This is a genomic window from Clostridium sp. FP2, assembly GCF_011065955.2.
In the GTDB taxonomy this organism is placed as follows: Bacteria; Bacillota; Clostridia; order Clostridiales; family Clostridiaceae; genus Clostridium_AD; species Clostridium_AD tagluense.
This window is the reverse complement of the sequence record NZ_JAAMNI020000001.1, coordinates 3,144,625-3,170,432: the sequence shown is the minus strand read 5'-3', so window position 1 is coordinate 3,170,432 and position 25,808 is coordinate 3,144,625. Positions and strand designations below refer to the sequence as shown.

The window sequence follows — 25,808 nt, the reverse complement described above, 5'->3', positions numbered from 1 at the left end:
TATCTACAGAATAGCTAAAATTAAAAAAATATTATAGGGGAGGTTTAATAAATGGATTTTGCTACTTTAACAGGTAAAATCGCGGGTCTGCTTTGGAGTACGGGTTTGATTTATCTTTGTTTGGGATCTGGAATTTATTTTTCATTACGAATGAAATTCCCACAACTACGCCTAATTAAAGACATGGTGGGGCAATTGTTTGGAGGAAAGAGCTCTACAAAAGGTGTTTCGTCTTTTCAAAGCTTTGCTATGGCATTAGGTGGACGAGTAGGTGTTGGAAATATTGCTGGAGTTGCTACTGCAATATTCTATGGTGGTCCAGGAGCAATCTTTTGGATGTGGATTATTGCTTTCTTAGGGGCAGGCTCGGCATACGCAGAATCTGCACTAGCCCAGGTGTGGAAAGAAGACATTTCAGGTGATTACCGTGGAGGTCCGGCGTACTATATAGAAAAAGGTCTGAAAAATAAACCTTTTGCTATACTGTTCGCTATAGTAACCATTATAGGAAATGGTTTTACCGGTCCAGGTATCCAAGCATTTAACATTGCAGAGTCATCAAAAAACGCTTTTGGTATTTCTCCAATTATTACAGGAGTATTTGTTGCTGTTTTATTCGGATTTGTAATTTTCGGTGGAATTAAAAGAATAGGTAATTTTGCTGGAGCAGTTGTTCCATTTATGGCAGGTGCTTATATCCTAATTGCTTTAGTTATTTTGGTTATAAATTTTAAAAATGTACCAGCAATGCTTGGTTTAATCTTCAGTTCTGCATTTAACCTTAATGCAGCATTCGGTGCTATATTTGGAAATGCAGTTATGTGGGGAGTAAAAAGGGGACTTTACTCTAACGAAGCAGGAATGGGGAGTGGTGCACAGGCTTCCGCAGCTGCTGAAGTATCTCACCCAGCAAAACAGGGTCTTGTTCAAGCTTTCTCAGTATATGTGGATACATTATTCGTTTGTACTGCAACTGCACTTATGATACTCTCTACAGGGAAATATAATGTTGTAAATCCTGCTGGCGGGTTTATAGTGGAGCATCTTCCAGGAGTTGGAGTGGGTACTGCCTTCGCTCAAGAATCTATAAACACAATGATTCCCGGTCTTGGTAGTCCATTTATTGCTATAGCAATATTCTTCTTTGCCTTCACTACATTGCTAGCATTTGGATATTATACAGAGAGTAATGTAGCATATCTATTTAATAAAAATAAGAAATTTAAAACAATTACATTTCTCACAAAAATCATTTTAATAATATCTACATTTTACGGAACAATCCGTACATCGAGTGTGGCCTGGAATCTTGCAGACATTGGTGTTGGTATGATGGCATGGCTGAATATTATTGCTATTATACTATTATCAAAACCTGTTTTTGCAACTCTTAAAGACTATGAGCAGCAAAAAAAGATGGGCTTAGACCCTGTTTTTGTTCCTAAGAGATGCGGGATTAAGGGTGCAGAAATATGGGATGACATCGTTGAAAAGAACTATGGAGAACAGTTGTCAGCATTGAAAGAAAAGGTAGGAGATATTAATAAACCAATGGTTTAAATTATTGTACCACCAACTAGCGAAATGTATAGTAAAATCTATATATTTCGTTTTTTTTTAGATTAAAAATAAATTTACAATAAAATTCCATGTGGTATAATTAATTTAAAGTGTAAATACTCCATTAGGGAGGGGTAATATGGATAGTGAAATTCTAAATGCAGAAAAAATACTAGAATGTCTATTAGAAAATTTGGAGGAAGGAATTCAAGTAGTAGATAAGGATGGCAAGACTATATATTATAATACTGTCATGGGAAAAGTAGAAGGTATAAAGCCTAGTGAAGTCTTAGGTAAAAAAGTTAGTGAGTATTTAGAGGATGTAAAAGAAGATGATTCTACCCTTATGAATGTATTAAAGACTGGTGAAAAAATTGTGGGCTTAATACAACATTATGGCAATGGATATAAGAAAAAAGTCACTACTATAAATACTACAGTGCCAGTAACCCTAGATAATAAGGTTATAGCGGTGATTGAAATAGCAAAAGATATGACTCAGTTAAAAGAGCTAACTGAAAGTATTTGTAAATTGCAAAATCTAGATAAAAAAATTAATAGTCATTATACTTTTAGTGATATATATGGTGATAATCCTATTATGAAAACTGCTATTGAAAAAGCTAAAAAAGCTAGTATGTCAAGTTCCTCTGTATTAATATATGCAGAAACTGGATCAGGTAAAGAAGTGTTTTCTCAAAGTATTCATTATGATGGGTTAAGAAAAAATAAGCCTTTCATACCTATAAATTGTGCAGCCATTCCTGCACTACTTCTAGAGGGAATGCTTTTCGGTACAGAAAAGGGTGCTTTTACAGGGGCAGAAAATAAAAAAGGATTATTTGAGGAGGCAAATCATGGGACCATTTTATTAGATGAAGTTAATTCACTAGAACCTTATCTTCAATCTAAACTTTTAAGAGTACTGCAAGAGGGGTATATAAGGCCCATTGGAGGTACTAAAAGTATAGATATTGATGTAAGAATAATAGCTACTTTAAATGAGGAACCAGAGAAACTTATTGAAAGTGGTAAATTAAGAAAAGATTTTTATTATAGGTTATGTGTACTCAGAATAAATATACCTCCACTAAAAGAGAGAAAAGATGATATCCCTATATTTGTGAATAAGTTAATTGAAAGATATAACAAAATTCTATGTAAAAATATAATAGGTATTGATGAAGTTATGATGAAAAAACTTCAAGAATATAATTGGCCAGGAAATGTGCGTGAGCTGACAAATGTTATTGAAGCTGCAATAAATATGGCAGACTACAATTCCATTTTAACAGAAAACTATTTTGATTTTAGAATAGCCTGTGATAATAGTAACAATGCTCAAGACATTATCACAAATGATGATGGGAACTTCCATTTAGAAAATTATATGAGTGAAATCGAAAAGACCATAATAGAAAAATCATTAAAAAAGAATAAATTTAATGTTAGTAAAGCGGCTAGGCAACTTGGCATTTCGAGACAAAATCTTCAATATAAAATAAAAATACATAAAATATTAGTAGAATATTAAAAAAAAGCAAGAATTCTTGCTATGTATGCAAAATATTATGCATACATAGAAACCCAAGTAAACAGATGGACAACCATAAATAACCAATTTTAATTTTGAGTTATATAAAAAATATGCAGAATATTTTGCGAATAATAAACACATGTATTTAAGCACTGGCTTAGATACATGTGTTTTCTATTTGGCACAGAAATTGCTCTATATAAATAAAATACTTTCAAATATGGGAGGTAAAAATTATGATAAAAAAAGGCACCTGGGTTGAAGTAGAAGAAATCGTTTTGCTACCAGAAGATAGAGCTACAAATATACCAGATGAGACAAAAAAAACTCCACTTAAGAGCTGGACACGCGGAAAGTGCCTTAGCGATTGTGAACTTGGAGATAAGGTACAAATTGAAACTAATATAGGCAGAATTTCTAGCGGGGAAGTTGTAGACATAGAGCCAGGATACTACCATACCTATGGCAAATATGTTGAAGAAATAAGTAATATAGGAAAACAAGCTAGAGAAATAATAGCAAAATAGTAAGGTTTAATGATAATTTAAGAGGAGGTAATAAAGGGTGAATAAATATGAAGAGCTTATGGAACGTAAGAATGAAATAATTCTTAAATCTATAGGAATAGATTATAGTAAATATGAAACTGGCAAACTTTCCTTTGATTATGAAGGATTAATGAAAGATGTTGGATATTGCTTAGAGGAAGTTAAAGAAATTCAAAATGAGGTAGGGGTAGGAAATACTCCGTTAATAGAGCTGAAAAACATTACAAAACTTGCAAGGAAGACTTCAAAAACTGGACATGCAGCTAGAATATTTGCAAAGGATGAAAGTTGTAATCCTTCTGGTAGTTTTAAAGATAGACGAGCATCTATATCTGTATATGATGCAATGAAGAGAGGATACATTGGCGTAGGAGCAGCTACTTCAGGTAATTATGGAGCAGCGGTTGCATCACAAGCCAACATTAGGGGTCTTAAATGTATAATAGCAAACGAATGTTATGATTCAAAAAAAATAGGGCAGCCAGAAATATTAGAAAAGGGAAGAAAGTGTGAGGGACTTGGAGCAGAAGTTATTAGGCTTTCCGTAGGACCTGAATTGTTTTATACTTACCTAAAAATACTTGAAGATACAAAATATTATAATGCGTCTTTATATTCTTCTTACGGTGTAGCTGGAATTGAAACACTAGGATATGAAATAGCTGAGCAGTGTAGAGAAAAATTTGGTAAAGATCCTGATGCAGTTATTATAACTCATGCAGGTGGTGGAAATGTTACTGGTACTGCAAGAGGGCTTATTAAGGCAGGTGCTGTGAAAACGAAAATAATAGGAGCATCGGTTGATCTTTCCGGACTTCATATGGCCTCAGATATAGACTTTAATAAGAAATCGTTTACAACAGGTCATACAGGCTTTGGTATTCCGTTCATGACAAATCCTGACAGGTCGGATGTACCTAGAAGTGCAGCACGGCCACTAAGATATTTGGATAGATATGTAACTACCTCTCAAGGTGAAGTATTTTGGATGACTGAAATACTCGCGGGGCTTGAAGGGCTAGAAAGAGGACCAGCAGGCAATACATCTTTAGTAGCAGCTTTTGCAATTGCTCAGGAATACGATGATGATGCCATAATAGTTGTGCAAGAGACTGAATATACTGGAGCTGGAAAACATTTAATACCTCAGCTTAATTTTGCTAAAGATAACGGCATTAAGGTTTATGTAGGTGATCCTAAAGAGCAAATACCAGGCGTTAATATAGTAATTCCATCTCATCCAGAAGTAGTAACAGTCACAGATGTTGATATGGAAGGGCTAAAAAATTCCTACATAAAAAATTGCCTTAACAAATTGATAGATAATAAGGTGGAAAAAGTTGATATCAGGTTTTTATCCTTAGAAACAAAACTAAGTATGGAAAAAACAGTTGAAATATTAAAACAACATAATATTGAAATAGATTAAGTACTAAAATTTTTAGGAGGAATTTAATTTATGAAAAGAGAAGATGATTTTGAAATAAGAAGGGAACATTTAAAAGGTCTTACAGAGGAGCAATTATATGATAGATTTTGGAACTTAACTGAGAAAATTGTAAAACCTATTGTGGATTTAGCCTATACTCATACATCACCATCTATAGAGAGATCTGTAGTACTCAGAATGGGATTTTCAAGTTTGCAGGCAAAACCATTAATTGATTATGGTACAAAGTATAATTTACTCGGGAAAGGTATTGGAAATGTTATTTTAACTTATGCAAAACTTAAGAACATGGATTACCTTAAAGCAGGAGAGGAATTGTGCAGAGGAATAGGCTGGGATATAGTATCAGAAAAAATGAAGGGAAGTGACAAGTAATGGTTGAAAAGTTAGAAGAAAATATAAAACTTAATGTGGAAGAAATATTAAAAGACTTAGATAAATATGAACCAAAATGGAGAGGCTGGCACTGGAGAGAAGAAAATAAAGAAGGAAAAGTAGGAGAGTTTACATACCATGAAATATCAGCTCCACTAAAGAAAAGCCATGGTCTTCCAGCAGCAAGAAGCTTTGAGGGTATAGACCCACAACCAAGACCTGTTATTACTACAGAAATAGCTTCAGGAAGATTTGAAGATGATATAAGAAGAATGAGAATGGCTGCATGGCATGGTGCGGATCATTTAATGGTTATAAGGACAATGGGGCAAAGTCATTTTGATGGATTACTTGAAGGAAGCCCAGAAGGTATAGGTGGAGTTCCAATAACTAGAAAAGAGGTTAGAGCAACAAGAAAAGCTATAGATTTAATAGAAGAAGAAGTAGGAAGAAGAATTAATTTCCATTCCTATGTATCAGGTGTGGCAGGTCCAGATGTAGCAGTTATGTTCGCAGAAGAAGGTGTTAATGGAGCTCATCAAGATCCACAATACAATGTGCTTTATAGAAATATAAATATGTATAGATCCTTTGTAGATGCAGCAGTAGCAAAAGGTGTAATGTGCTGGGCAAATATCCTTCAAATAGACGGTGCACATAATGCCAATGCAACAGCTATGAAGGGCTATAAGGTAATGCCAGAGCTAATGGTTCAACATGCTATAAATTCTTGTTTTTCAGAAATGGTAGGAATGAAACCAGAAAATATTGCATTATCTACTGTACCACCAACTTCAGCACCAGCACCTTGTATGAGATATGATTTGCCTTATGCAGTGGCGCTTAGACATTTCTTTAAAAAGTACAAAATGAGAGCTCAGATGAATACAAAATATGTGGAATCTTGTGAAAGAGAGGCTACAGTTGGTCATACATTGAATTTGTTAATATCAGAATTAACTTCCGTGGACATTCAAAGTACTATAACTCCTGATGAAGGACGTAATGTTCCATGGCATTATAATAATATTCATGCTATAAATACTACAAAACAATCCTTTTTAGGTATGGATGGTCTAATGGACATGATAGAACTTAAGAAGACTGGATATTTACCTGAAAAAGCTAGAGAACTTGAAGAAAGAGCCATAATGTTCCTTGAAGAAATGATAGAAGTAGGGGGTTATTTTAAATCAGTTGATGCTGGATTCTTTATAGATTCAGGCGAGTATCCTGAAAGAAATGATGATGGTATTGCAAGAAAGATGGATGGCGGAGATGCTGCTTCCACAATAGTTTTAAGAGACAGTGATTATTTTGCACCAGTTTGTGGTCATTTTGGCTTTAATAATGTTCCGAGTGAATATAAAAAAGCTTGTGATGCAATCCATGAATGTACCTTATGCAACCATTCAAAAATTCAATATATTGATGAATTAGATGAAAATGATAATGTATTTAAGAGAATGGAAAAAGTTAAAGAAGATGGTACTATTATTCCAGAAGTTCAATGGGCAAAAGACGGGTACGTTAAAGTTACTCTATTTATACCAGAAAATGAGCAGATTAGTGAGGCTGCAGCCCTTGAAATGGGCAAGCGAATGAATCTTAAAAATGTTGAAGTTCTTCATAAACAAGTTCTGCAAAAATCTGAAGGTTGTCTTGTAGAAATTAAGGGTGTTTGCGATTTTACTCCTGTAAAACGTGATGAATTAGTACTTCCTAAGAGAAGAAAAGTGTTATCAAATCAAGTTATGAAAGATTATGTAAAAGAGCACCCAATAAAAGTTGCCGCAGCTACTGTAGGTGAAGATGAACATTCAGTAGGACTCAGAGAAGTTATTGATATAAAACATGGTGGAGTTGAAAGATTTGGTATACAAGCAGTTTACCTTGGAACCTCCTGCCCAATAGAAAAATTAGTAGATGCCGCTATAGAATCAAAAGCTCAAGCAATACTATGTAGTACAATCATCTCTCATAATGATGTGCATATAAAGAACATGAGAAAGCTTAATGATTTATGCATCGAAAAAGGAGTAAGAGATAAAATTATACTTGTTTCTGGTGGTACACAAGTAACAGATGATATAGCTAAAGAAAATGGTATGGATGTTGGATTTGGCCGTGGATCAAATGGTACAGCTGTTGCATCCTTCATAATTAAAAGGTTAATGGGTATTGCTGATAATGAAGAAGAGGAAGAAGAAGCATAAAAGGGAGGAAATTCATTTGAAAGTAGATTATCTAGTCGCTGAAATAGGTAGTACAACCACTTTGGTTACAGCTTTTAATGCCATCTATGATGATAAAGGCCACGTTGTTGTAGATATACCTTTTCAAGGTAAAAGCTGTACTACAGTTTTAGACGGTGATGTAACTATGGGACTCAAAACTGCAGTAAAAGATATAGAAAATCAAATTGGAGAATCACTTACCTGGGACAGGATGCTAGCAACTTCAAGTGCTGCAGGTGGTCTTCGAATAACTGTTCATGGACTAATGGAACAGATGACTGTTAAAGCTGCTAGAGAAGCTGCTTTAGGTGCAGGTGGTATCATAAAAATGGTTACTGCTGGCAAGATGAGAAAAAGTGATTTAAAGAGAATCCATGATATAAACCCCAACATGATAATGATTGCTGGTGGTACGGATTATGGTGAAAGAGAAACAGCTCTTTATAATGCAGAACTTATAAGTGCAGAAAAATTTAATAAACCTATTGTGTACTGTGGAAATATTGAAAATCAAGAAGAAATTAAAGATATATTTGAAGGTCAAGAGATTTATTTGATTGATAATGTTTATCCAATGGTGGATAGCTTAAATGTGGAGCCGGCAAGAAAAATAATACAGGAGGCTTTTGAAAAGAATATCGTTAAAGCACCTGGAATGAATAAAATAAAAGAAATGGTAAATGGAAGCATAATGCCAACTCCAGGAGCAGTTATGGAAAGCTCAAAAGTTTTATATGATATTATAGGCGATTTAGTAGTTTTTGATGTAGGAGGAGCTACCACGGATGTACATTCCGTTACTGATGGAAGTACTGTAGTTTTAGATATGCTAGTAAATCCTGAACCAAAGGCTAAAAGAACTGTAGAAGGGGATCTTGGAGTTTTTATTAACAGTAAAAATCTAATAGATTTACTAGATACACGTGATTTAGGTGAATTTACTAAGCAGCATATAACTCAGCACATAAAACCTATTCCTACAGAAGCTGAGGATATAAATGCGAGTAGCCTGCTAACTAAAAAAGCTCTAGATCTTGCTATAAGCAGGCATGTCGGATTTATAAAAAGAAAATATGATGGTGAAAGCGGATTTGTAGCTTATGGTAAGGATTTATCTGAGGTTAAATATATAATAGGCACCGGAGGGGCACTTACAAGACTTCCTAAAGGGGAAGCAATGCTCCTAGAAATAAGATATTTAAAGGATGAAGTTACAATGCTACCTAAAAAAAGTGCTAAAGTGCTACTGGACAAAAACTATATTATGGCCTGCGCTGGAGTTTTAAGTAGAGAAAATAAAGAAGTTGCCAAAGCACTACTAATTCAAAGCTTAGGCATAACGGTGGACATGGAAATTATTGAAAATAGCGATCTAGTTAGAAAAAGGAGAGTAGATATATGAAAAAAATTTACCCTTGTGTGGACGTAGATTTAGGGAAATTAACACACAATGCAAAAACAATCACAGATATGTGTAATAAAGTGAATATAGAGGTTGCCGCGGTGACTAAAGTGTTTTGTGCTCAAAGTCCAATTACAGAAGCCATACTAAAGGCTGGAATTAAAGGGGTTGCGGATTCTAGAATCTCAAATTTGAAAAAATCTAAAGTTTTAGACTGCACCAAATTGATGATTAGAATTCCAATGATTAGCGAAGCTTATGAAATTGTTAGGTATAGCGATACAAGTTTAAATTCAGAGCTTGCTACAATTAGGGCCTTATCAGTAGCTGCAAAAGATTTAAATAAAACTCACAATATTATTCTAATGGTAGATATAGGCGATTTAAGGGAAGGTGTCCTAATCCAGGATGCAGCTTCCACTGCGCGCGAAATATTAAAATTAGATAAGATTAATTTAATTGGACTGGGCACCAATGTTACTTGTTATGGTGGAGTAATTCCTGATAATGAAAATTTAGGAAAGCTTATAGCCTTAAAAGGAGATATAGAAAAACTCTTCGGTATAAGTTTACCAGTAATTTCAGGAGGGAATTCTAGCAGTCTTTATATGGTTATTAATAATTCTATGCCAAAAGAAATTAATCAGTTAAGAATTGGAGAATCAATACTTCTAGGCAGAGAAACTGCTTATGGAAAGCCCGTAGCTAATTGCTATGAAGATGCTTTTATCTTAAAGGGTGAAATAGTTGAAATAAAGAATAAACCAACAATCCCAACAGGGAATATTGGAATGGACGCTTTTGGCAATATTCCTCATTTTGAAGATCAAGGAATAAGAAAAAGAGCTATTATAGCAGTAGGAAGACAAGATATAAGGCTTGAAGGGTTAGTTCCAGTGGACTCTGATATAAGTATTTTTGGTGCAAGTAGTGATCATCTTATTTTAGACATAACCAATTGCAAAAAAGAGCTTTTAGTTGGAGATGTAATAGATTTTAACGTAGATTATGGCTGTTTGATGGCGGCAATGACATCTCCTTATGTTGAAAAATATTACAATAATTAAAACTAAATTTAAAATGTATAACTAGAATATTAAATTTTGAGGAGGAAAATATTATGAAAAACAAGATAAGAGTAGTAGTTTGGGGACTAGGCGTTATGGGTAGCGGTATCGCTAAAATGGTTCTGGGTAAAGCAGGATTTACTATCGTAGGTGCTATTGATATGGATCCTAGTAAAGTTTCTAAAAAGCTTTATGAAGTCTTAGGAGTAGACGCCAATGAAGATAATTCCTGTATAATTACAAAAAATGCTGAAGATGTAATAAAAAAAGGTTATGCAGATGTTTGCCTTATGGCTACAGCTTCCTTTACAAAAGTGGTATTTCCATTAATAAAAATGGCAGCAGAAGCTGGCATGGATATTGTAACAACAGCTGAAGAAATGTCCTACCCAAGAGCACTAGACCCAGAATTGTCAAATGAAATGGATAGAATTGCTAAAGAAAATAAGATTTCCATATTAGGAACTGGAGTAAATCCTGGATTTATTATGGATTTAGTTGCAATAATGCTTACAGGAGTTTCTGATACCGTTGATAGCATAAATGCTACTAGAGTTAATGACCTAGCTTGCTTTGGAAAAGCTGTTATGGTTGAGCAAGGTATTGGACTCAAAAAAGAGGCATTTATGCAAGGAGTTAAAGACAATACAATAGATGGACATGTTGGATTTTTACAATCCTTTGGAATGTTTGAAGAAGCATTTAATATTAAGCTAAATAATATTAGACAAGAAAAATCACCAATTCTTACAACTATTCCACGAAGCACAGATATTGTTTCCGTAGATGCTGGAGATGTTGCTGGCTGTAAACAAATGGGATATGCAAATTTAGGAGATAAATTGTTTATAACCATGGAACATCCTCAACAGATCAAACCAGAAATGGAGAATATTGATACTGGAGACTATATTACAATTAAGGGAGTTCCAAACTTAAACCTTCAAATAAAACCAGAAATACCAGGAGGAATTGCTACAATAGCTATATGTGTTAATATGATTCCACTTGTAATGAATTCAGAGCCAGGCCTTAAAACAATGCTGGATTTACCAGTTCCAAGAGCTATTATAGGAGATGTTAGGGATTTAATAAAGGTAAGAAAATAATAATGGAAAACATAAAAGTTATCATATGGGGACTTGGTGAAATGGGAACCGGTATTGGTAAAATGATACTTACTAAAGTGGGTATTGAAATTGTAGGTGCATTAGATAAGGAGCCTTCAAAATTAGGGAAAGAGTTAGGACAAATTTTAAACACTAAAAATATAGGAATAATTGTTAGCGATGATGCAGAGACACTAATTAAAGAAACAAAGGCAGACATAGTTATTCTTACAACTAATTCTTTTGTGAAAAGCGTATATCCAGCAATAAAAACCATAGTAGAAAATGGGAAAAACTGTATTACAATTGCTGAAGAAATGACTTATCCTTTTGCCGTGGAAAAAGAATTATCTAAGGAAATGGATAAAATTGCAAAAGAAAATAATGTAACAATTTTAGGGACAGGTGTTAATCCAGGATTTGTTTTAGATACATTAATTATTACATTATCTTCTAGCTGTAGAAATGTAGCATCTATAAGAGCAGAAAGGATAAACGATTTATCTCCATATGGGCCAACTATAATGAGAACTCAAGGTGTGGGCTTAACTATAGAAGAATTTGAAGCTGGCATTGAAAATGGCTCCATAGTTGGTCACATAGGCTTTGCACAATCTATTCCAATGATTTCAAAAGCTTTAGGCCTTGAGTATGATGAGATAACTCAAACTCTCGAACCAATAGTATCAAATACCCATAGAGAAACTCCCTGTGTTAAAGTTAAGCCAGGTATGGTAGCTGGGTGTGAGCATAGAGCTATAGCTACAAAAAACGGGAAACAAATTATAACACTAGAACATCTACTACAAATTCATCCAGAATGTGAAGCAGTGGAAACTGGCGATTATATATATATAAAAGGAGATGCAGATCTTCATTTATCAATAAAACCTGAAACACCTGGTGGAATAGGAACTATAGCTATAGCTGTAAACATGATTCCACAAGTTATTGCTAGCAGGGCAGGACTTAAAACAATGATGGATTTGCCAATTCCTCATAATATAGAAAATAGTTTTGCAGAGCAAGTTAATTATTACAAACAATAATTTAATAGGATAAGAAAAAAGATACAGGAACTGATATTATTTTCAGTTTCTGTGTCTTTTTAATTGTAATTTCCTGTGGAAAGCCCATTCCTTTAGATTTGGGAGGTATATGCAGAATATCCTGTTACTTTTGAGGATGGTCCTGATCCACAACTTTAATCTATCTGTAAGCTTTAATATTTAGCATATCAGAAATAGTTTTGATTTTATATCCTTTAGCTTGAAGTTTTTCAATAATTTGCGGCAATGCTTCAGTAGTTGCAATTTTATTATAATTACTATGCATAAGTATTATTTCACCAGGACGAACATTATTAATTACAGTATCAACAATATGATTTTCTTCCATTTGAGACCAATCAAATGTATCTAGCGACCATATAGCCATTTTATAATTATTTGTTCTAAAAACATTGATAACTTTATTATCTATAGCACCATAAGGTGGCCTAACTATCAATGGTTTTTTACCTATAAGCGTATACAATATATTATCAGTAGAGTTAAGTTCTTTAGTAACTCCCTGTTCACTAAGCTTAGTTAAATCGGCATGGGTATAAGAATGATTTAAAATCAAATGTCCTTCATTGAAAGCTCTTTTTACAACATTAGGATTAGCTTTAGCACCTTCACCTATGAAGAAGAAGTTAGCTTTTACATTATACTTTTTTAATATATCAAGTACTTTGGGAGTTATCTTTGAATCAGGACCATCATCAAAGGATAAGGATACAATTTTCTCTTTTGTTGGTCCATTTAAAAATATTACGTCAGGGTTATCCTTTGCGAATTTAACTATATCATTTTTCCACTTTATATTACTTGCAAGTTGCTTTTCAGTAAATTTATCTGATATGCCTAATGGATATAATATTGGGCTGTCTTTATTATAGGACTTAGTATATGTATTTGTTCTACCCGTAGCTAAAGCATTATTTGATTTGAAGAAATTAGCGAGTATTAAAGAATTTATTAAAATCATCAATAATAATATGAAAATTAAAAAATTAGTTTTTTTAGTAAGCATAATAATCTCCTCCTTGGCTTATTTTACCCTATAGTAATTTATAAAATTCTTGATTTGTGGATAAGTTTACGATTTTTCAAATTAAATATATTCTAAAGAGATACATAATATATTCCATTTTATAATTATCAAATTTTAAAATGCACATACATTAAGAAAAAATAGTTGAAACAAAAATAAAATTGTTATATAATGAAAATATTCAATATTATTACAAAATAGACATATAGTTATAAATGAGTTTGTTTACATTCATTGATCAACAAATCAAGTAAATTCAATACTTTATATGATATTTTATACGAAAAAAGCAATTTTAAAGCTTTTAAAAAAATGATGGGGGGATTAGATATGTTAAAGGTGAAAAATTACAGGTTAAAAGGATTTAAATTTATAACGTTGATTTTTACTATTTGTTTTTTTGTATTTAGCAATAGGGTTTTTGCATTTGATTCTGTAAATAAAGATCCACAGAAAAATATAAGTATTAAGATTGATGAATACATGAATGAGCAAGTAAAACAAGGAAGGTTTAGCGGTTCAGTTTTAGTAGCTCAGAAGGGGAAAATTTTAATAAGTAAAGGTTATGGAACTGCAAATTATGAACTTAATGTTCCTAATACACCAAAAACCATATTTCGAATAGGTTCGATTACAAAGCAGTTTACTGCACTTGCAATACTTCAGCTTCAAGAACAAGGGAAAATAAAAGTTGAGGATACTATAAATAAATACATACCTGATTATCCACAAGGTGATAAAATAACTATTCACCAGTTACTTACACATACATCAGGAATATTTAATTATACACAAATACTTGATTTTAAGATTAAATGTAGATTGCATTATTCTCCTGAGGAATTAGTTGCAACTTTTAAAGATAAGTCTTCAAATTTTGAACCGGGTAAAAAATTTTTATATAATAATTCAGGATATATATTATTAGGACATATAATTGAAAAAATTTCCGGAAAATCTTATGAAGATTATATAAATGAAAACATATTCAAAAAAGCTGGCTTAAGTAATTCAGGTTATGATCATTCGGAAAAGGTTATGCCAAATAGAGCCATGGGATATGGCGTTGCTTCATCCGCAATTGTTAATTGTGATTTTATAGATACATCTTTTCCATATGCTGCAGGTTCATTGTATTCTACAGTTGAAGATTTATATAAATGGGATAAGATACTTTTAAATACAAAAATCATAAGTAAAAATTCATGGGATAAAATGATTCATTCCTATGTGAATGTTGGAGATATGGGTACTAATACAAGCTATGGATATGGACTTTTTGTTGGAGATACGCAAATTGGAGATATAAAGAAAAATACTATTTCTCATGGGGGTAATGTAAATGGGTTTGCAGCATACAATTGTATGTATACAAGTGATGATGTTCAGATTATTATATTAAGTAATCTAGAATTTGCAAGTCCAATGGATTTAAATAATGATTTAACAAAAATTATTTTTAATCAAAAATTAGATGTGCCTAAAGCGATGATAGTAGATCCGAAAATTTATAATAACTATACTGGAGAATATAAAATTGAATCTATTGGTGAAAGTATAAGTATTGTTAAAGAGAATAATAGTATTTTCGCTGATTTTGGAGGAACTTATAAATGTGAAATATACCAAACATATGAAGCTAATGATAAGTCAATATATTTATGTAAATTTCTTCCTTATAAACTTATATTCTATAAAGATTCTAATGGTAAAGCTATTAAAATCGACATTATACTTGGAGGGGAAAGTTATAGCGGTAATAAAGTGAAGTGATTATATCATATATTAAAAAGGTTAAGTAAGAAAAATACCAATGTTTTTTATATGGACAATTAACCGAACGGTTCTTAACTTCTTCATGTTTCAATGGAAAAAAATTAGTGAGATAAACTCTTTGGCTATGGTCAAAGGGTTTTTTTCATATCAATACCATTTGTAATAATACATAGAATTTTAGAAATAAAAAAGCGCAATTACTTAGGAATTAAAACAACAACGTGAGTCATATTGTCCACTTTACTTTTCATTATATATTGTGCCCCCTTTTTATTGATAGTATAAATTTTATAGTAGTAATTAATTTTTACAATTTGGACCTGACTCTATAGAAATTATAGCATATTATACATATTTCTACATTATTATATTCCTATACTAGTAAATATTTTCATTTTTAAATACCGTATTATTCAATTTTCAAAGAGCATTGTCCGTATTTTCAATTTCAATAGTAGTAGATGAAATGATGGATTAAAAATTCAGTTTGTGTAGAATATTTAATAGCATAAAAAGTTTAAGCATCTTATAAAGTGAACCTTTTAAAGTAGACATGCTTAAAAAAGCTCATGCAGTCTTAGTAAGAGGATCAAGTTGCTCACATCTAATAAGAATAAAATGGTTAATATTGTATATTTGCTTTACATATTATATTCTGCAGTAGTTTCATAGATAAGTGCTACAATTATTTTTAAAAAATGTCCGTATGGGTTGTAATATTAAGTAAAACAGAGAAAAACTAAGCTGATTTAATATAATTATTTATTCTGGGGTTATATGAGCTTATATGATATAATAGTGGAATAGTATCAATAATAACTATGAAAAGTATTTTAAGATTTTTTGTATCAATTAGGTGCAATCTAATAGATTAGATGAAAACACAAAATAATAAATAGAATTTAGGGGGAGAAAATATGAATATATGTATATTAGGTGGTGGAAATTTAGGTACACTTGTAATGGGAGATATCGGACGAAGAGAAGATATTTCTGTCCGATTATTGACTTCAAGACCAGATGATTGGAACCATATAATTGAGGTTTGTGATAATGATGGCATATTTAAATATTCAGGAAGGGTGGATATAATATCAAGTAATCCAGAGGAGGTAATCAGCGATGCGGACATCATTATATCCACGCTTCCATCTTATATGTTTAATAGAACAATACAGAAAATAAAGCCTTTTCTTAAAGCAGGAGTGTGGATTGGCATGATGCCAGGTAATGGTGGTAGCGAATGCTATTGCAAGGAACTTATTGAAAGTGGCTGCACACTGTTTGGATTTCAAAGGGTTTATGGTATAGCTAGAATAAAAGAGTACGGAAAATCTGTGTATGATTTGGGTAAGAAAAAAGAACTTTTTATAGGAGCTATTCCATCTTGCAATACAACAGACGTATGTAAGGTAATAGAGGATTTATTTAATGTAAAGTGTAATCCACTAGCAAATTATCTTCATGTTGCACTTACACCAGCTAATCCAATCCTTCATACTGCAAGACTTTATGAAATGTTTCACAATTATAGTGAAGGGGTTTATTGGGAAAAGATGATTAGTTTCTATACTGAATGGACAGACGAGACTTCAACAATTCTACTTGCTTGTGATGAAGAGGTACAAACACTGTGCCGTAGATTAGCTACAGTTGATTTGAAAAGAGTTGGTTTTGTAAAAGAGTATTTTGGAGCAGAAACACCCCATCAGATGACTGCTAAGATCAGCAATATGATTTCTCTTAAAAACATCCAATCACCAATGATAGTAACTGAGGAGGGGTATATTCCAGATTTTAAGTCAAGATACTTTATGGAGGATTTCCCATTTGGACTATGTATTATTAAGAGCTTTTCTGAAATAGTTGGAGTTGAAATTCCATTAATTGATAAGATTCTTATGTGGTTTGAGAAGGTTACTGGGGTTGAATATTATGTGGATGGTAAATTCGAAGGAAAAGATTTGAAAAATCTTCCACTACCACAAAACTTTGGAATAAATTCACCAGAAGATATTATTGCATATTATAGATAAATTAGTGCCACCCACGTGGCGAGTGGCATGTGGGGGCTTTTAAGTAGAAATTAAAGTTAGTATAATGTACAAAGATGATGAATTTTTAATTGCTGAATTCAATAATACATTGTTAAAGGGTAGTAAAAAAAAGTAGGATTATCCAGTTATGATACTAACGCATTCATACATTACATAAAAATTAGCCAGGGTAAAAAATGTTTAAGAAGAAAGAACATAGTGTTAAATTTAGTTAGTATAGAATTAGCGATGGTATTTTATATAATTAAAAGTAGTTAAGGAGTCCTTGGAAGTTATGTTCCGGGGACTTTCACTTTTTTTGTCTAAGGTTTAAGGATAATTAGCAACAAAAAATCTTCACTACGTTCCAATTTTTTGAATCACCTAGGGAGAAGTGCAAGAAACAGGTATTTGTAAAAATACGCATCTTATGCTTAATATTGCATGGTTTTTACATTTTTAGGCAGACTTTATTTGAATATACTACAATTTCTGTTTTATATTAGAGGATTTTCACATATTTATGTAGAATAATAACCACATGTAAATAATGTGTTACATTGTGGCGACTGACATTCAGAAGCTTTAATCAAGAATTGTATGTTTACAAACTTATTTTAATAAAGGCAGGTGAAAATTTGAATTATATAGCCGTTATTTTTTCCACAATATTATTTTCTTCTACAATTATTGCAGTTGCATTAGCAATATACTCAGTAAAGAGTACTATTGTGCCTGGAGCGAAATATTTCACTCTTTTATGTTCTTCAGTTGCAATATTTTGTTTTGGGTATTGTATGGAATTACAAAGTAAATCAATAGAAATTTCCTTGTTTTGGAATGAATTTCGATATCTTGCAGGTCCTTTTTTATGCCTTTTTGCTGTTCTTATGGCATTTGAGTATACAGGAAATACTAAAATATTTGAGTCTAAAGCTAGACTAATTGCTTTAGTTTTAGTACCAACTTCAATTATAGTTATTAGATTTACTAATGATATTCATCATTTGTATTATACTTCCGTAGCTTTAGAATCAAATGGATTTTTTAATATTTTAGTAAAGAGTAAAGGTCCACTTTATTATTATTACATATTATTTTTAACTATATGCATGATTTGTTCCACTGTAATTTATCTGAAAACTGCTCTTAATTCATCTACTGTTACCCATGTACCTATTTCGCTAATGGTTTTGGCATCTCTATTTCCATGGCTCACCTTTTATATGAATATTACAAATACTGCTCCATATGGAATAGATTATAGTGCTATATTACTGTGCCCTTCTTCCATTCTTTATATGCTAGGGATTTTTAGGTTTAGAATCTTGAAAACCATACCTATAGCTAGAAATACAGTTTTTCATCATTCAAAGGATGGAATAATTATTCTTGATTACAATGAAAATATAATTGACTTTAATCAGGCAGCTATATCTATATTTGAAGGGTTAACTGATAAACATCTAAATCATAAATTCTATCACTTATTTCCTAAGTGGTTGGAAATAGGCGATTTATCTGAGGAAAATGAATCTTTTGAATTTTCTTTGACAAAATCAGGAGCTGAACGACATTATTCTTTAGAAAATATACGACTAAAGACAAAGACCAATAGTACTTTAGGATGGCTTTTTACTGTAAGTGATATAACAAAGCTGATTAATAATCAAAAACAACTTGAAGTTCATGCTACAGTTGACGATTTAACAAGCCTATTCAATCGGAGATTTTTCTTTGAGTTGTTTTATCGAGAATTTGAAAGTGTAAAGCAAAGGAATACACCTATTTGTTTGATTATGTTTGATATTGATTTCTTTAAAAAAGTTAATGATAATTATGGTCATCAAGCCGGTGACGAAGTACTAAAATATGTTGCAACTATGAGTAAGGATTCTGTAAGAGCTACAGATGTTGTTGCTAGATATGGTGGAGAAGAATTTATGATACTACTGCCCAAAACAAAAATTGATGATGCAATAGATATAGCAGAACGTATTCGCAGTCGGTTAGAGATGGGTTACTGTGATTATAATAATAGTAAAATAAATGTGACTGCAAGCTTCGGTGTAACAGGCTTCGAAAATTATTCAGCCGAGTCATCTGTTGAAATACTTATAAAGGCAGTTGATCTGGCACTATATTCAGTAAAAACTAGTGGTAGAAATAAAGTTGCTTTTCAGTCAGTTGAAAGTCAATGTAACATAAATGTTTGATAATGGTGAACTAAGGAATGAATTAAAAATACCAGCAAAGTATATTATACACTTTGTTGGTATTTTGTATTAGAAAGGTAAAGTTTGACCTTTCATCTGTATATCTACAAGGTGGATGTAATAAATGGTAATTCTATATGAAAGGTGATTTGTTCTAATATCTCCTTGTATAAAAAATTTTATCATTGTATAATTAAAATTGCTGTTTTTGCTAGTTTATAATAAAAATCTTGAAAATATTATAGAGAATAACTATAAAATATAAAGAAAAGGATGGAAAATATGACTAAAAACCTAAATCTAATAAAAAGACTAATTCTATTTTTTGTAGGAATGAGTATAATACAGATTGGAGTAGCTTTGTTTTTAAAAACTAATATTGGTTCCGATCCGTTTACTTTATTTACTCAAGGATTAGCATTTTTATTAAAGAAAACACCTGGAAATGCTAATATGATTATTTTATTTGTATTGTTTTGCATAATACTTTTAGTTGAAAGAACTCGTATAAAGATAGGAACAATTATATGCGTGGTTGGAGTAGGACCAATTATTGACCTTGGAGTAAAGGCCGTTTCATTTTTTCCAATTGAATCTTTAAATATTGGTATAAAAATACTTTTAGTTGTATTCGGTTGTGTTCTAATTGCAATCGGTTTTTCTATACTTTCAGCAAGTAATCTAGGTGTTGCACCAAATGATATTATTTCATTTATAATAAAAGATAAAACTAATATAGAATATCGTTGGATTCGTATGGCATTAGATGTTAGCTTTTTAATAATAGGTTTTGCGCTAGGCGGAATATTTGGTATAGGTACAATAATATCTGCATTATTGACAGGTCCATTCATACAATTTTGCCTTCCATATGGAGAAAAGTTCGTAAATGCTATTGTTAAAAATCAAGCTGAGGATGAAACTGAAGAAAATATATCCCTAGGAGCTTAAATTTAAAAGCTAACGGTGTACCAAAAGCTGAACTTTTGGAACAACGTTAGCTTTTAGAGTATATCAACAAAAAATATTTGCTACCTTCCAATTTATTTTGCTAGAAAATTTTCTTGAAAATCCAAGTTCCGAATCGAATTGGTAAGGCAGTCAATATTCCTATGGATGCAATTGCGTTACGAATAAATAATGAAGAAAGTGGATCTATTAGGGAATTGTCATTAACAAGATAGGTCCAAGTTGAAGAAGGTGGTTTTATCCGCCCCTTTAAGCTAATTAGTCCCTGATTTGATAAATCTAATGCTTCAAAATCTTGTAATATTCTCTTTTGTATCTCTTGCTGTAGGTTTTGAAATACGCTAGCTGTTTCCAGTTGGAATTCTTGCAATGGATTTTTACGCTGGAGAATACTTAATTTTACTCCATAATCAAATCCAGCTACTTTGGCGGTTACATATGTAATATCACAGGCATAAGCCCTTTGCTTTTCATGCCTCTCCATAGTTTCCTGTACGAAACCCACAGTTAATCCAAGCATTTCATATACAGGGCCCATCCAAGTTGCATCCCTGCGCGCTAAATAATCATTAAAAGTCAGTATGTGGCATCCACGACCTGCAAGTGCATTTAAGAATGCAGGGAACACAGCGGCTAAAGTTTTCCCTTCACCGGTCTGCATCTCTATTAATTTCCCCTTATGCATAGCTATGCCAGCAATCAGTTGCTCGTCGTAAGGAGTGAGGCCTAATACTCTTTTAACCGCCTCTTTTGCAAGCGCAAATGCTTCTATAATTATGGCATCTATGGATGTATCATCTAAAATCTTACCCTTGAGCTCATGTGATTTATTTAGAAATTCTATGTTATCCAATGAATCAAATTTAAGACGATTTATTTGATCTACTATTTTTTTATAACTTCTATATTCTGATTTTTTTACTAAATTATAAAAATCTCTTCTAATATTAATGGACATATGAATCACCACTTTCAATATAAAATAATTTAAAGTTCAATTATTCCGCATTATGTTTTATGATAATACACTAACTTTATTGAAATTATACCATATTTTTACCAGTGAGAGGTATGAAATTCGGCTACTGAATTTTAAAAAAACAACAACACAGAAAGTAACAATTAGAATATCTCAAGGTATTTACAGTAATCTACAAATATTGAAGGATAATAATAGACCAATATCGAATTATGTAAAAATAAGTTATTAATGAGTTTGGGAAAGCTGGTGTAGTCACTTTAACATATATCGAATATGGAGATGATAAGCAATGATAAATGAAGTTAAAAAACTTAAAAATGACATTAAAAATAATACAATATCATCATATGTTAATTTAGAAAAAAGATTGTATAAAATTAGCAATAGTTTATGGAAAGGCATTTTAAATATCAATGAAGATAATTTAAATAATATAAGTCTTCTCCATAACTTTCTTATAAAAGAAGTTTGCAGTATACATAAGCAAGAAGAGGATTTACATAACGCAGAAATTTATAAAAATAGTTTAAGCTTTAAGTGCATAAAAAATCAATTAGTAGATGGCAAACGAGCTTTTAATATTTATTCTTTTAATGATGAAACATATGAATACTATTTTATTGGTGATATTCATTCAGATGTAACAAGCCTTAGAGCCATACTTAATTCCTGTAATTTTTTTAATACAATGACTAAATTTAAAAATATCCGTTTAATATTTTTAGGCGATTATGTGGATAGAGGTAAATCACATCTTGAAACTATAGAACTTGTATTGCTCTTGAAATATTTATTTCCGAATAATTGCTACCTTCTAAAAGGGAATCATGATGGCGGTTATATTGATAATAAAGTGGTCTTATGTGTTAAGAAACAGGAAAGTGTGGGTGAAGCAGGTTATTTTTTATATCATGTTTTTAATTTAACAAAATATAATCCAAGCTTTAGTATTGAAACTGTACATAATTATGTGAAATTCTTTAATAGTTTATGCAATATAGCTCTATTGGGTTTTAAAGATATTAATATACTTGCTGTTCACGGAGGAATTCCAAGGCCTAAAATCACTAATAATGAATCTACTTATTTTTCCTATATTAAATCACTTTCTCAGCTTGCTGATGAAACAATTGTTGATGAACTAAATAAAACTATATTTCATAATATGTTATGGAGTGACCCCAAAGATATAATTAATGAAAAATCTTTGCTAAAAGCAAGATTTAGCTTTAACCAAGAACATTTTAATGAATTTATAAATATTCTTGACGTGGATTTATTAGTCCGTGGACACGAAGCTGTAGAAAATGGAGTTACTCAATTTTTTAATGGAAGATTATACACTGTTTTTTCTAGTGGTAAAATTTTAAATGAAAACAATGAAAATATTAATATACATACTGCTTATTGCAATGTATTACCTAAAATTTTGAAATTACACAATAAAAGAGATTTACTAAGTGTACCTGTGAATATATAACACTTGTTGGGATTATAGTTTGTGGTTGCTCAATGATTGTTCTCCATATGTCCTAAGTACCAATATTCGTAAAAGGTGTATTAAGGGATCAATCCCGACTTACCTTAAAAACTGACATATTATAAACATGGTTCTTAAAGATAGCAATGCAAGTTAATTATTACAAATAAACTTCTAGGGAGTGTTCATAAATTATTATCATATTTGTCATGCGACTGCCACATAAAAGTATTACTATTAAATAATAGGCTCCTCCTATAATTTAGATATTTGCAAATAACACCGGATTGATAACGGTGTTATTTTTTTGTAGTATTAAAGAATAGATATATTGAATTATACTTCAGGTGTAAATCCACAATAGCCTATCTCATCGCACTTTCTTTTCATATCATTCCATACTTTTTTTCCTTGTATAGATTCTATTGCTGTAGGGTATAGAATATAGTTTTCTTTAAATATGTGATCTCTCATATTAAATATAATATATTTTGCTGTCTCATCCACTTTTGATTTGAATTCATTGAAGTTTAATTGACAGGCCCCTTCTGTTGTCATTTTTAAAAATTCTTTTTTTGCTTTTAAATCCTCATGTTCCATTATCATAATTCTAGTTGGACCAGTAATCTCTCTGTTTTCCATCTCAGTAAAGAGCACTTTTTCTTCTCTTTGGTGGTGATTTTCTGCATCTAATATATTAAATATAACAGTCTTTAATTTCGCTATTTCTTCTAAACTGTTATCATAGCTTTCAATCTTTTGAATTTCAGTATTAATTTCTTCAAGTTGTGTCAAAAATTCGAGAATTTTATCATGCTCAGCAATAAGTGTATAAACAACATGACCTGGTTCAATTTTCGTTTTGATTTTATCAAGTTCGTCTTTTAAAACTTCCATATGTATATCACAAAGATGTCTTAAATCTTGAGGTTTCATTCCTTTTTCTATTAAATTTTGTTCTGCAATTGAAAGTTCAATAGGACTTATATTTGAAACAATGTCTAAAGCTTCTTTTCTTAGAGCTTCGGTAATACCCTCTTCATTTAATTTTTGCAAAACTTGAGTTAGTTTTTCTATCTTTTTATTATCCATTTTAAATTCTCCTCTACAACTCTATTTTTTAGATTTCTTATTCCCATGTCATAATTCTACTTAACTTTGATTAATAAAAATATGATTTAAATCAAAATATAAAAAAAATGTAACGTATACTTACGCCAAGAAAGTAAAGACTAATATATAGATTATTTTAAAAAATTAGGAGGATTACATATGCAAGGAAAAATGTTTTGTTTTCAATGTGAACAAACTTTCGGTGGGAAAGGTTGTACTAAAGTAGGAGTCTGTGGAAAGACGCCAGAAATTGCAGCAATGCAGGATTTGCTCATTTATCAACTAAAAGGAATAAGCTGTTATGCTACTAAACTTTTAGCCAAAGGTGAAAAAATTGATAAGTCATGGGTTTCATTTATTGAAAATTCACTCTTTATGACATTAACTAATGTAAATTTTGATCCTGAAGCTCATATGGATATGCTTAAAAGATCTCAAGTAATAAAAGAAGATGCCAGGAAAAAAGTAACAGGGGAAGAAGTAACTGCTCAGGAAGCTTTATATAATTTAAGTGATACTAAAGAACATATACTTGAAGATGCTAAAAAAGCAGGCGTTATGTTTGATGAAGATTTAGATGCAGATATTCGATCAGTTCGAGAAACTATAAAATATGGATTAAAAGGAATTGCAGCTTATGCACATCAAGCTAGATTTATTAGATATAATAGCGATGAAGTAGATGATTTTTATTTTATAGCTTTAGCCGTAATGACTGATGATAGTTTAAATCTTCAAGATCTTATCAAGTATTTAGTTAAAACTGGAGATATGAGTGTTAAGGTCATGGAGGTATTAGATAAAGCCAATAATGAGAAATATGATTCTCCAACACCTACAAAGGTTAATGTGAACATTAAAAAAGGTCCATTCATCGTAGTTTCTGGCCATGATTTAAGGGATCTTGAAATGTTACTTGAGCAAACAGAAGGAAAGGGAATAAATATTTATACTCATGGTGAAATGTTGCCTTGTCATGGATATCCTAAGTTAAATAAATACCCTCATTTAGTAGGTAATTTTGGTGGGGCGTGGCAAGATCAACAAAAAGAATTTGATGGCATACCTGGTTGTATTTTAATGACAACAAACTGCTTAATGAAACCGAGAGATTCTTATAAAGATAGAATTTTCTCTACAAGTGTAGTTGGGTGGGATGGCATAAAACATATATCTAATGATGAGAATGGTCATAAGGACTTCTCTGAAATAATTAATAAAGCTCTAGAACTGGGTGGCTTTGAAAAAGATGAAGAAGTTAAAGAGATTTTAGTAGGATTTGGTCATAAAGCAACTTTAAGTCATGCTGAAGCAATAGTTAATGCAGTTAAAGAAGGAAAGATTAGACACTTCTTCTTAATTGGAGGATGTGACGGCGCAAGACCAGGAAGAAATTATTATACTGAATTTGCACAGTTGGTGCCTAAAGATTGTATTATTCTTACTTTGGCTTGTGGAAAATATCGTTTTAATAAGTTGGAGTTTGGTACCGTAGCAGGACTTCCAAGATTACTCGATATAGGTCAATGTAACGATGCATATTCTGCTGTTAGAATAGCTCTAGCACTAGCTGATGCATTTAAATGTGGAATTAATGACTTACCACTAGCGATGATTATAAGTTGGTATGAGCAAAAAGCGGTTGCTGATTTATTGGCATTATTGTCACTTGGAGTAAAAGGAATTTATCTAGGACCAACTCTTCCAGCTTTCTTAAGTCCTAATGTATTACAATTTTTAGTTGATACTTTTGACATTAAACCAATAAGTACACCAGAAGATGATTTAAAACAAATATTAGGATAAAAAATATCAATTTTATAATTATAGTTTAAACGAGGGTTGCTGCTAAAT

Annotated in this window: 19 protein-coding genes; 16 read left to right on the top strand and 3 right to left on the bottom strand. The window is 31.6% G+C overall.

Annotated elements, in window-relative coordinates; all coding sequences use genetic code 11:
* The first annotated feature begins 51 nt into the window (after nt 1-51).
* The 10 genes from G9F71_RS15245 to ord (G9F71_RS15200) all read left to right on the top strand — a co-directional run bounded on the left by G9F71_RS15245 (nt 52) and on the right by ord (G9F71_RS15200) (nt 12,334).
* Nucleotides 52-1,560, top strand: coding sequence for an alanine/glycine:cation symporter family protein (locus tag G9F71_RS15245; protein WP_164943871.1), 1,509 nt, complete (start codon nt 52-54; stop codon nt 1,558-1,560).
* Nucleotides 1,561-1,699: 139 nt separating this feature from the next.
* Complete coding sequence (locus G9F71_RS15240; RefSeq protein ID WP_164943870.1) at nt 1,700-3,094, top strand: sigma-54 interaction domain-containing protein; 1,395 nt, start codon at nt 1,700-1,702, stop codon at nt 3,092-3,094.
* A gap of 239 nt (nt 3,095-3,333) precedes the next feature.
* Nucleotides 3,334-3,624 (top strand): 2-amino-4-oxopentanoate thiolase subunit OrtA, encoded by a 291-nt coding sequence (ortA, locus tag G9F71_RS15235; RefSeq protein WP_124999275.1) that lies wholly within the window; start codon nt 3,334-3,336, stop codon nt 3,622-3,624.
* 37 nt (nt 3,625-3,661) lie between these two features.
* Nucleotides 3,662-5,074: a 2-amino-4-oxopentanoate thiolase subunit OrtB gene (ortB, locus tag G9F71_RS15230; RefSeq protein WP_164943869.1), complete on the top strand. Its 1,413-nt coding sequence runs from the start codon at nt 3,662-3,664 to the stop codon at nt 5,072-5,074.
* Nucleotides 5,075-5,104: 30 nt separating this feature from the next.
* Complete coding sequence (locus tag G9F71_RS15225; RefSeq protein WP_164950255.1) at nt 5,105-5,470, top strand: ornithine aminomutase subunit alpha; 366 nt, start codon at nt 5,105-5,107, stop codon at nt 5,468-5,470.
* Nucleotides 5,470-7,686, top strand: coding sequence for a D-ornithine 4,5-aminomutase subunit OraE (gene oraE / locus G9F71_RS15220; protein ID WP_164950256.1), 2,217 nt, complete (start codon nt 5,470-5,472; stop codon nt 7,684-7,686). Before G9F71_RS15225 ends, oraE begins: the two co-directional genes overlap by 1 nt.
* A gap of 16 nt (nt 7,687-7,702) precedes the next feature.
* On the top strand, nt 7,703-9,109 hold the full coding sequence (locus G9F71_RS15215; RefSeq protein WP_202017945.1) for a GlmL-related ornithine degradation protein: 1,407 nt from the start codon (nt 7,703-7,705) through the stop codon (nt 9,107-9,109).
* Nucleotides 9,106-10,176, top strand: a complete 1,071-nt coding sequence (gene orr, locus G9F71_RS15210) for an ornithine racemase Orr (RefSeq protein WP_164950257.1) — start codon at nt 9,106-9,108, stop codon at nt 10,174-10,176. The genes G9F71_RS15215 and orr overlap by 4 nt, the downstream gene beginning before the upstream one ends.
* A 53-nt stretch (nt 10,177-10,229) precedes the next feature.
* Entirely contained in the window at nt 10,230-11,285 is a 1,056-nt protein-coding gene (gene ord / locus G9F71_RS15205) for a 2,4-diaminopentanoate dehydrogenase (RefSeq protein WP_164950258.1), read from the top strand.
* A gap of 2 nt (nt 11,286-11,287) precedes the next feature.
* The gene (gene ord, locus G9F71_RS15200) at nt 11,288-12,334 is read left to right on the top strand and encodes a 2,4-diaminopentanoate dehydrogenase (protein WP_164950259.1); all 1,047 of its coding nucleotides are present in this window, start codon (nt 11,288-11,290) and stop codon (nt 12,332-12,334) included.
* A gap of 160 nt (nt 12,335-12,494) precedes the next feature.
* Here the strand turns inward: ord (G9F71_RS15200) and G9F71_RS15195 are convergent, their stop codons facing one another.
* Nucleotides 12,495-13,361 (bottom strand): polysaccharide deacetylase family protein, encoded by an 867-nt coding sequence (locus tag G9F71_RS15195; RefSeq protein ID WP_164950260.1) that lies wholly within the window; start codon nt 13,359-13,361, stop codon nt 12,495-12,497.
* Between the two features lie 351 nt (nt 13,362-13,712).
* Between G9F71_RS15195 and G9F71_RS15190 the strand changes: the two genes are divergently transcribed.
* The 4 genes from G9F71_RS15190 to G9F71_RS15175 all read left to right on the top strand — a co-directional run bounded on the left by G9F71_RS15190 (nt 13,713) and on the right by G9F71_RS15175 (nt 20,361).
* Entirely contained in the window at nt 13,713-15,155 is a 1,443-nt protein-coding gene (locus G9F71_RS15190) for a serine hydrolase domain-containing protein (RefSeq protein WP_164950261.1), read from the top strand.
* A 920-nt stretch (nt 15,156-16,075) separates the two neighbouring features.
* Complete coding sequence (locus G9F71_RS15185) at nt 16,076-17,194, top strand: NAD/NADP-dependent octopine/nopaline dehydrogenase family protein (protein ID WP_164950262.1); 1,119 nt, start codon at nt 16,076-16,078, stop codon at nt 17,192-17,194.
* Between the two features lie 638 nt (nt 17,195-17,832).
* Complete coding sequence (locus G9F71_RS15180) at nt 17,833-19,410, top strand: diguanylate cyclase (protein ID WP_164950263.1); 1,578 nt, start codon at nt 17,833-17,835, stop codon at nt 19,408-19,410.
* A gap of 282 nt (nt 19,411-19,692) precedes the next feature.
* Complete coding sequence (locus G9F71_RS15175; RefSeq protein ID WP_164950264.1) at nt 19,693-20,361, top strand: YczE/YyaS/YitT family protein; 669 nt, start codon at nt 19,693-19,695, stop codon at nt 20,359-20,361.
* Nucleotides 20,362-20,461: 100 nt separating this feature from the next.
* Here G9F71_RS15175 and G9F71_RS15170 read toward each other — a convergent pair whose 3' ends face one another.
* Nucleotides 20,462-21,337: a hypothetical protein gene (locus tag G9F71_RS15170; protein WP_164950265.1), complete on the bottom strand. Its 876-nt coding sequence runs from the start codon at nt 21,335-21,337 to the stop codon at nt 20,462-20,464.
* A gap of 313 nt (nt 21,338-21,650) precedes the next feature.
* Here G9F71_RS15170 and G9F71_RS15165 point away from each other — a divergent pair, with 313 nt between their 5' ends.
* On the top strand, nt 21,651-22,841 hold the full coding sequence (locus tag G9F71_RS15165; RefSeq protein WP_164950266.1) for a metallophosphoesterase family protein: 1,191 nt from the start codon (nt 21,651-21,653) through the stop codon (nt 22,839-22,841).
* A 336-nt stretch (nt 22,842-23,177) separates the two neighbouring features.
* On the opposite strand, the gene G9F71_RS15160 is transcribed toward G9F71_RS15165, so the two are convergent.
* Entirely contained in the window at nt 23,178-23,933 is a 756-nt protein-coding gene (locus G9F71_RS15160; protein WP_164950267.1) for a DUF438 domain-containing protein, read from the bottom strand.
* 180 nt (nt 23,934-24,113) lie between these two features.
* On the opposite strand from G9F71_RS15160, the gene hcp reads away from it, so the two are divergent.
* Complete coding sequence (hcp, locus tag G9F71_RS15155) at nt 24,114-25,760, top strand: hydroxylamine reductase (RefSeq protein WP_164950268.1); 1,647 nt, start codon at nt 24,114-24,116, stop codon at nt 25,758-25,760.
* Nucleotides 25,761-25,808 lie beyond the last annotated feature (48 nt).

Bases quoted from the DNA above. Each gene is read 5' to 3' on its own strand.
- G9F71_RS15245 (WP_164943871.1), top strand. From the start codon at position 52: ATGGATTTTGCTACTTTAACAGGTAAAATCGCGGGTCTGCTTTGGAGT.
- G9F71_RS15240 (WP_164943870.1), top strand. From the start codon at position 1,700: ATGGATAGTGAAATTCTAAATGCAGAAAAAATACTAGAATGTCTATTA.
- ortA (WP_124999275.1), top strand. From the start codon at position 3,334: ATGATAAAAAAAGGCACCTGGGTTGAAGTAGAAGAAATCGTTTTGCTA.
- G9F71_RS15225 (WP_164950255.1), top strand. From the start codon at position 5,105: ATGAAAAGAGAAGATGATTTTGAAATAAGAAGGGAACATTTAAAAGGT.
- oraE (WP_164950256.1), top strand. From the start codon at position 5,470: ATGGTTGAAAAGTTAGAAGAAAATATAAAACTTAATGTGGAAGAAATA.
- orr (WP_164950257.1), top strand. From the start codon at position 9,106: ATGAAAAAAATTTACCCTTGTGTGGACGTAGATTTAGGGAAATTAACA.
- ord (WP_164950258.1), top strand. From the start codon at position 10,230: ATGAAAAACAAGATAAGAGTAGTAGTTTGGGGACTAGGCGTTATGGGT.
- ord (WP_164950259.1), top strand. From the start codon at position 11,288: ATGGAAAACATAAAAGTTATCATATGGGGACTTGGTGAAATGGGAACC.
- G9F71_RS15195 (WP_164950260.1), bottom strand. From the start codon at position 13,361: ATGCTTACTAAAAAAACTAATTTTTTAATTTTCATATTATTATTGATG.
- G9F71_RS15190 (WP_164950261.1), top strand. From the start codon at position 13,713: ATGTTAAAGGTGAAAAATTACAGGTTAAAAGGATTTAAATTTATAACG.
- G9F71_RS15185 (WP_164950262.1), top strand. From the start codon at position 16,076: ATGAATATATGTATATTAGGTGGTGGAAATTTAGGTACACTTGTAATG.
- G9F71_RS15175 (WP_164950264.1), top strand. From the start codon at position 19,693: ATGACTAAAAACCTAAATCTAATAAAAAGACTAATTCTATTTTTTGTA.
- G9F71_RS15170 (WP_164950265.1), bottom strand. From the start codon at position 21,337: ATGTCCATTAATATTAGAAGAGATTTTTATAATTTAGTAAAAAAATCA.
- G9F71_RS15165 (WP_164950266.1), top strand. From the start codon at position 21,651: ATGATAAATGAAGTTAAAAAACTTAAAAATGACATTAAAAATAATACA.
- G9F71_RS15160 (WP_164950267.1), bottom strand. From the start codon at position 23,933: ATGGATAATAAAAAGATAGAAAAACTAACTCAAGTTTTGCAAAAATTA.
- hcp (WP_164950268.1), top strand. From the start codon at position 24,114: ATGCAAGGAAAAATGTTTTGTTTTCAATGTGAACAAACTTTCGGTGGG.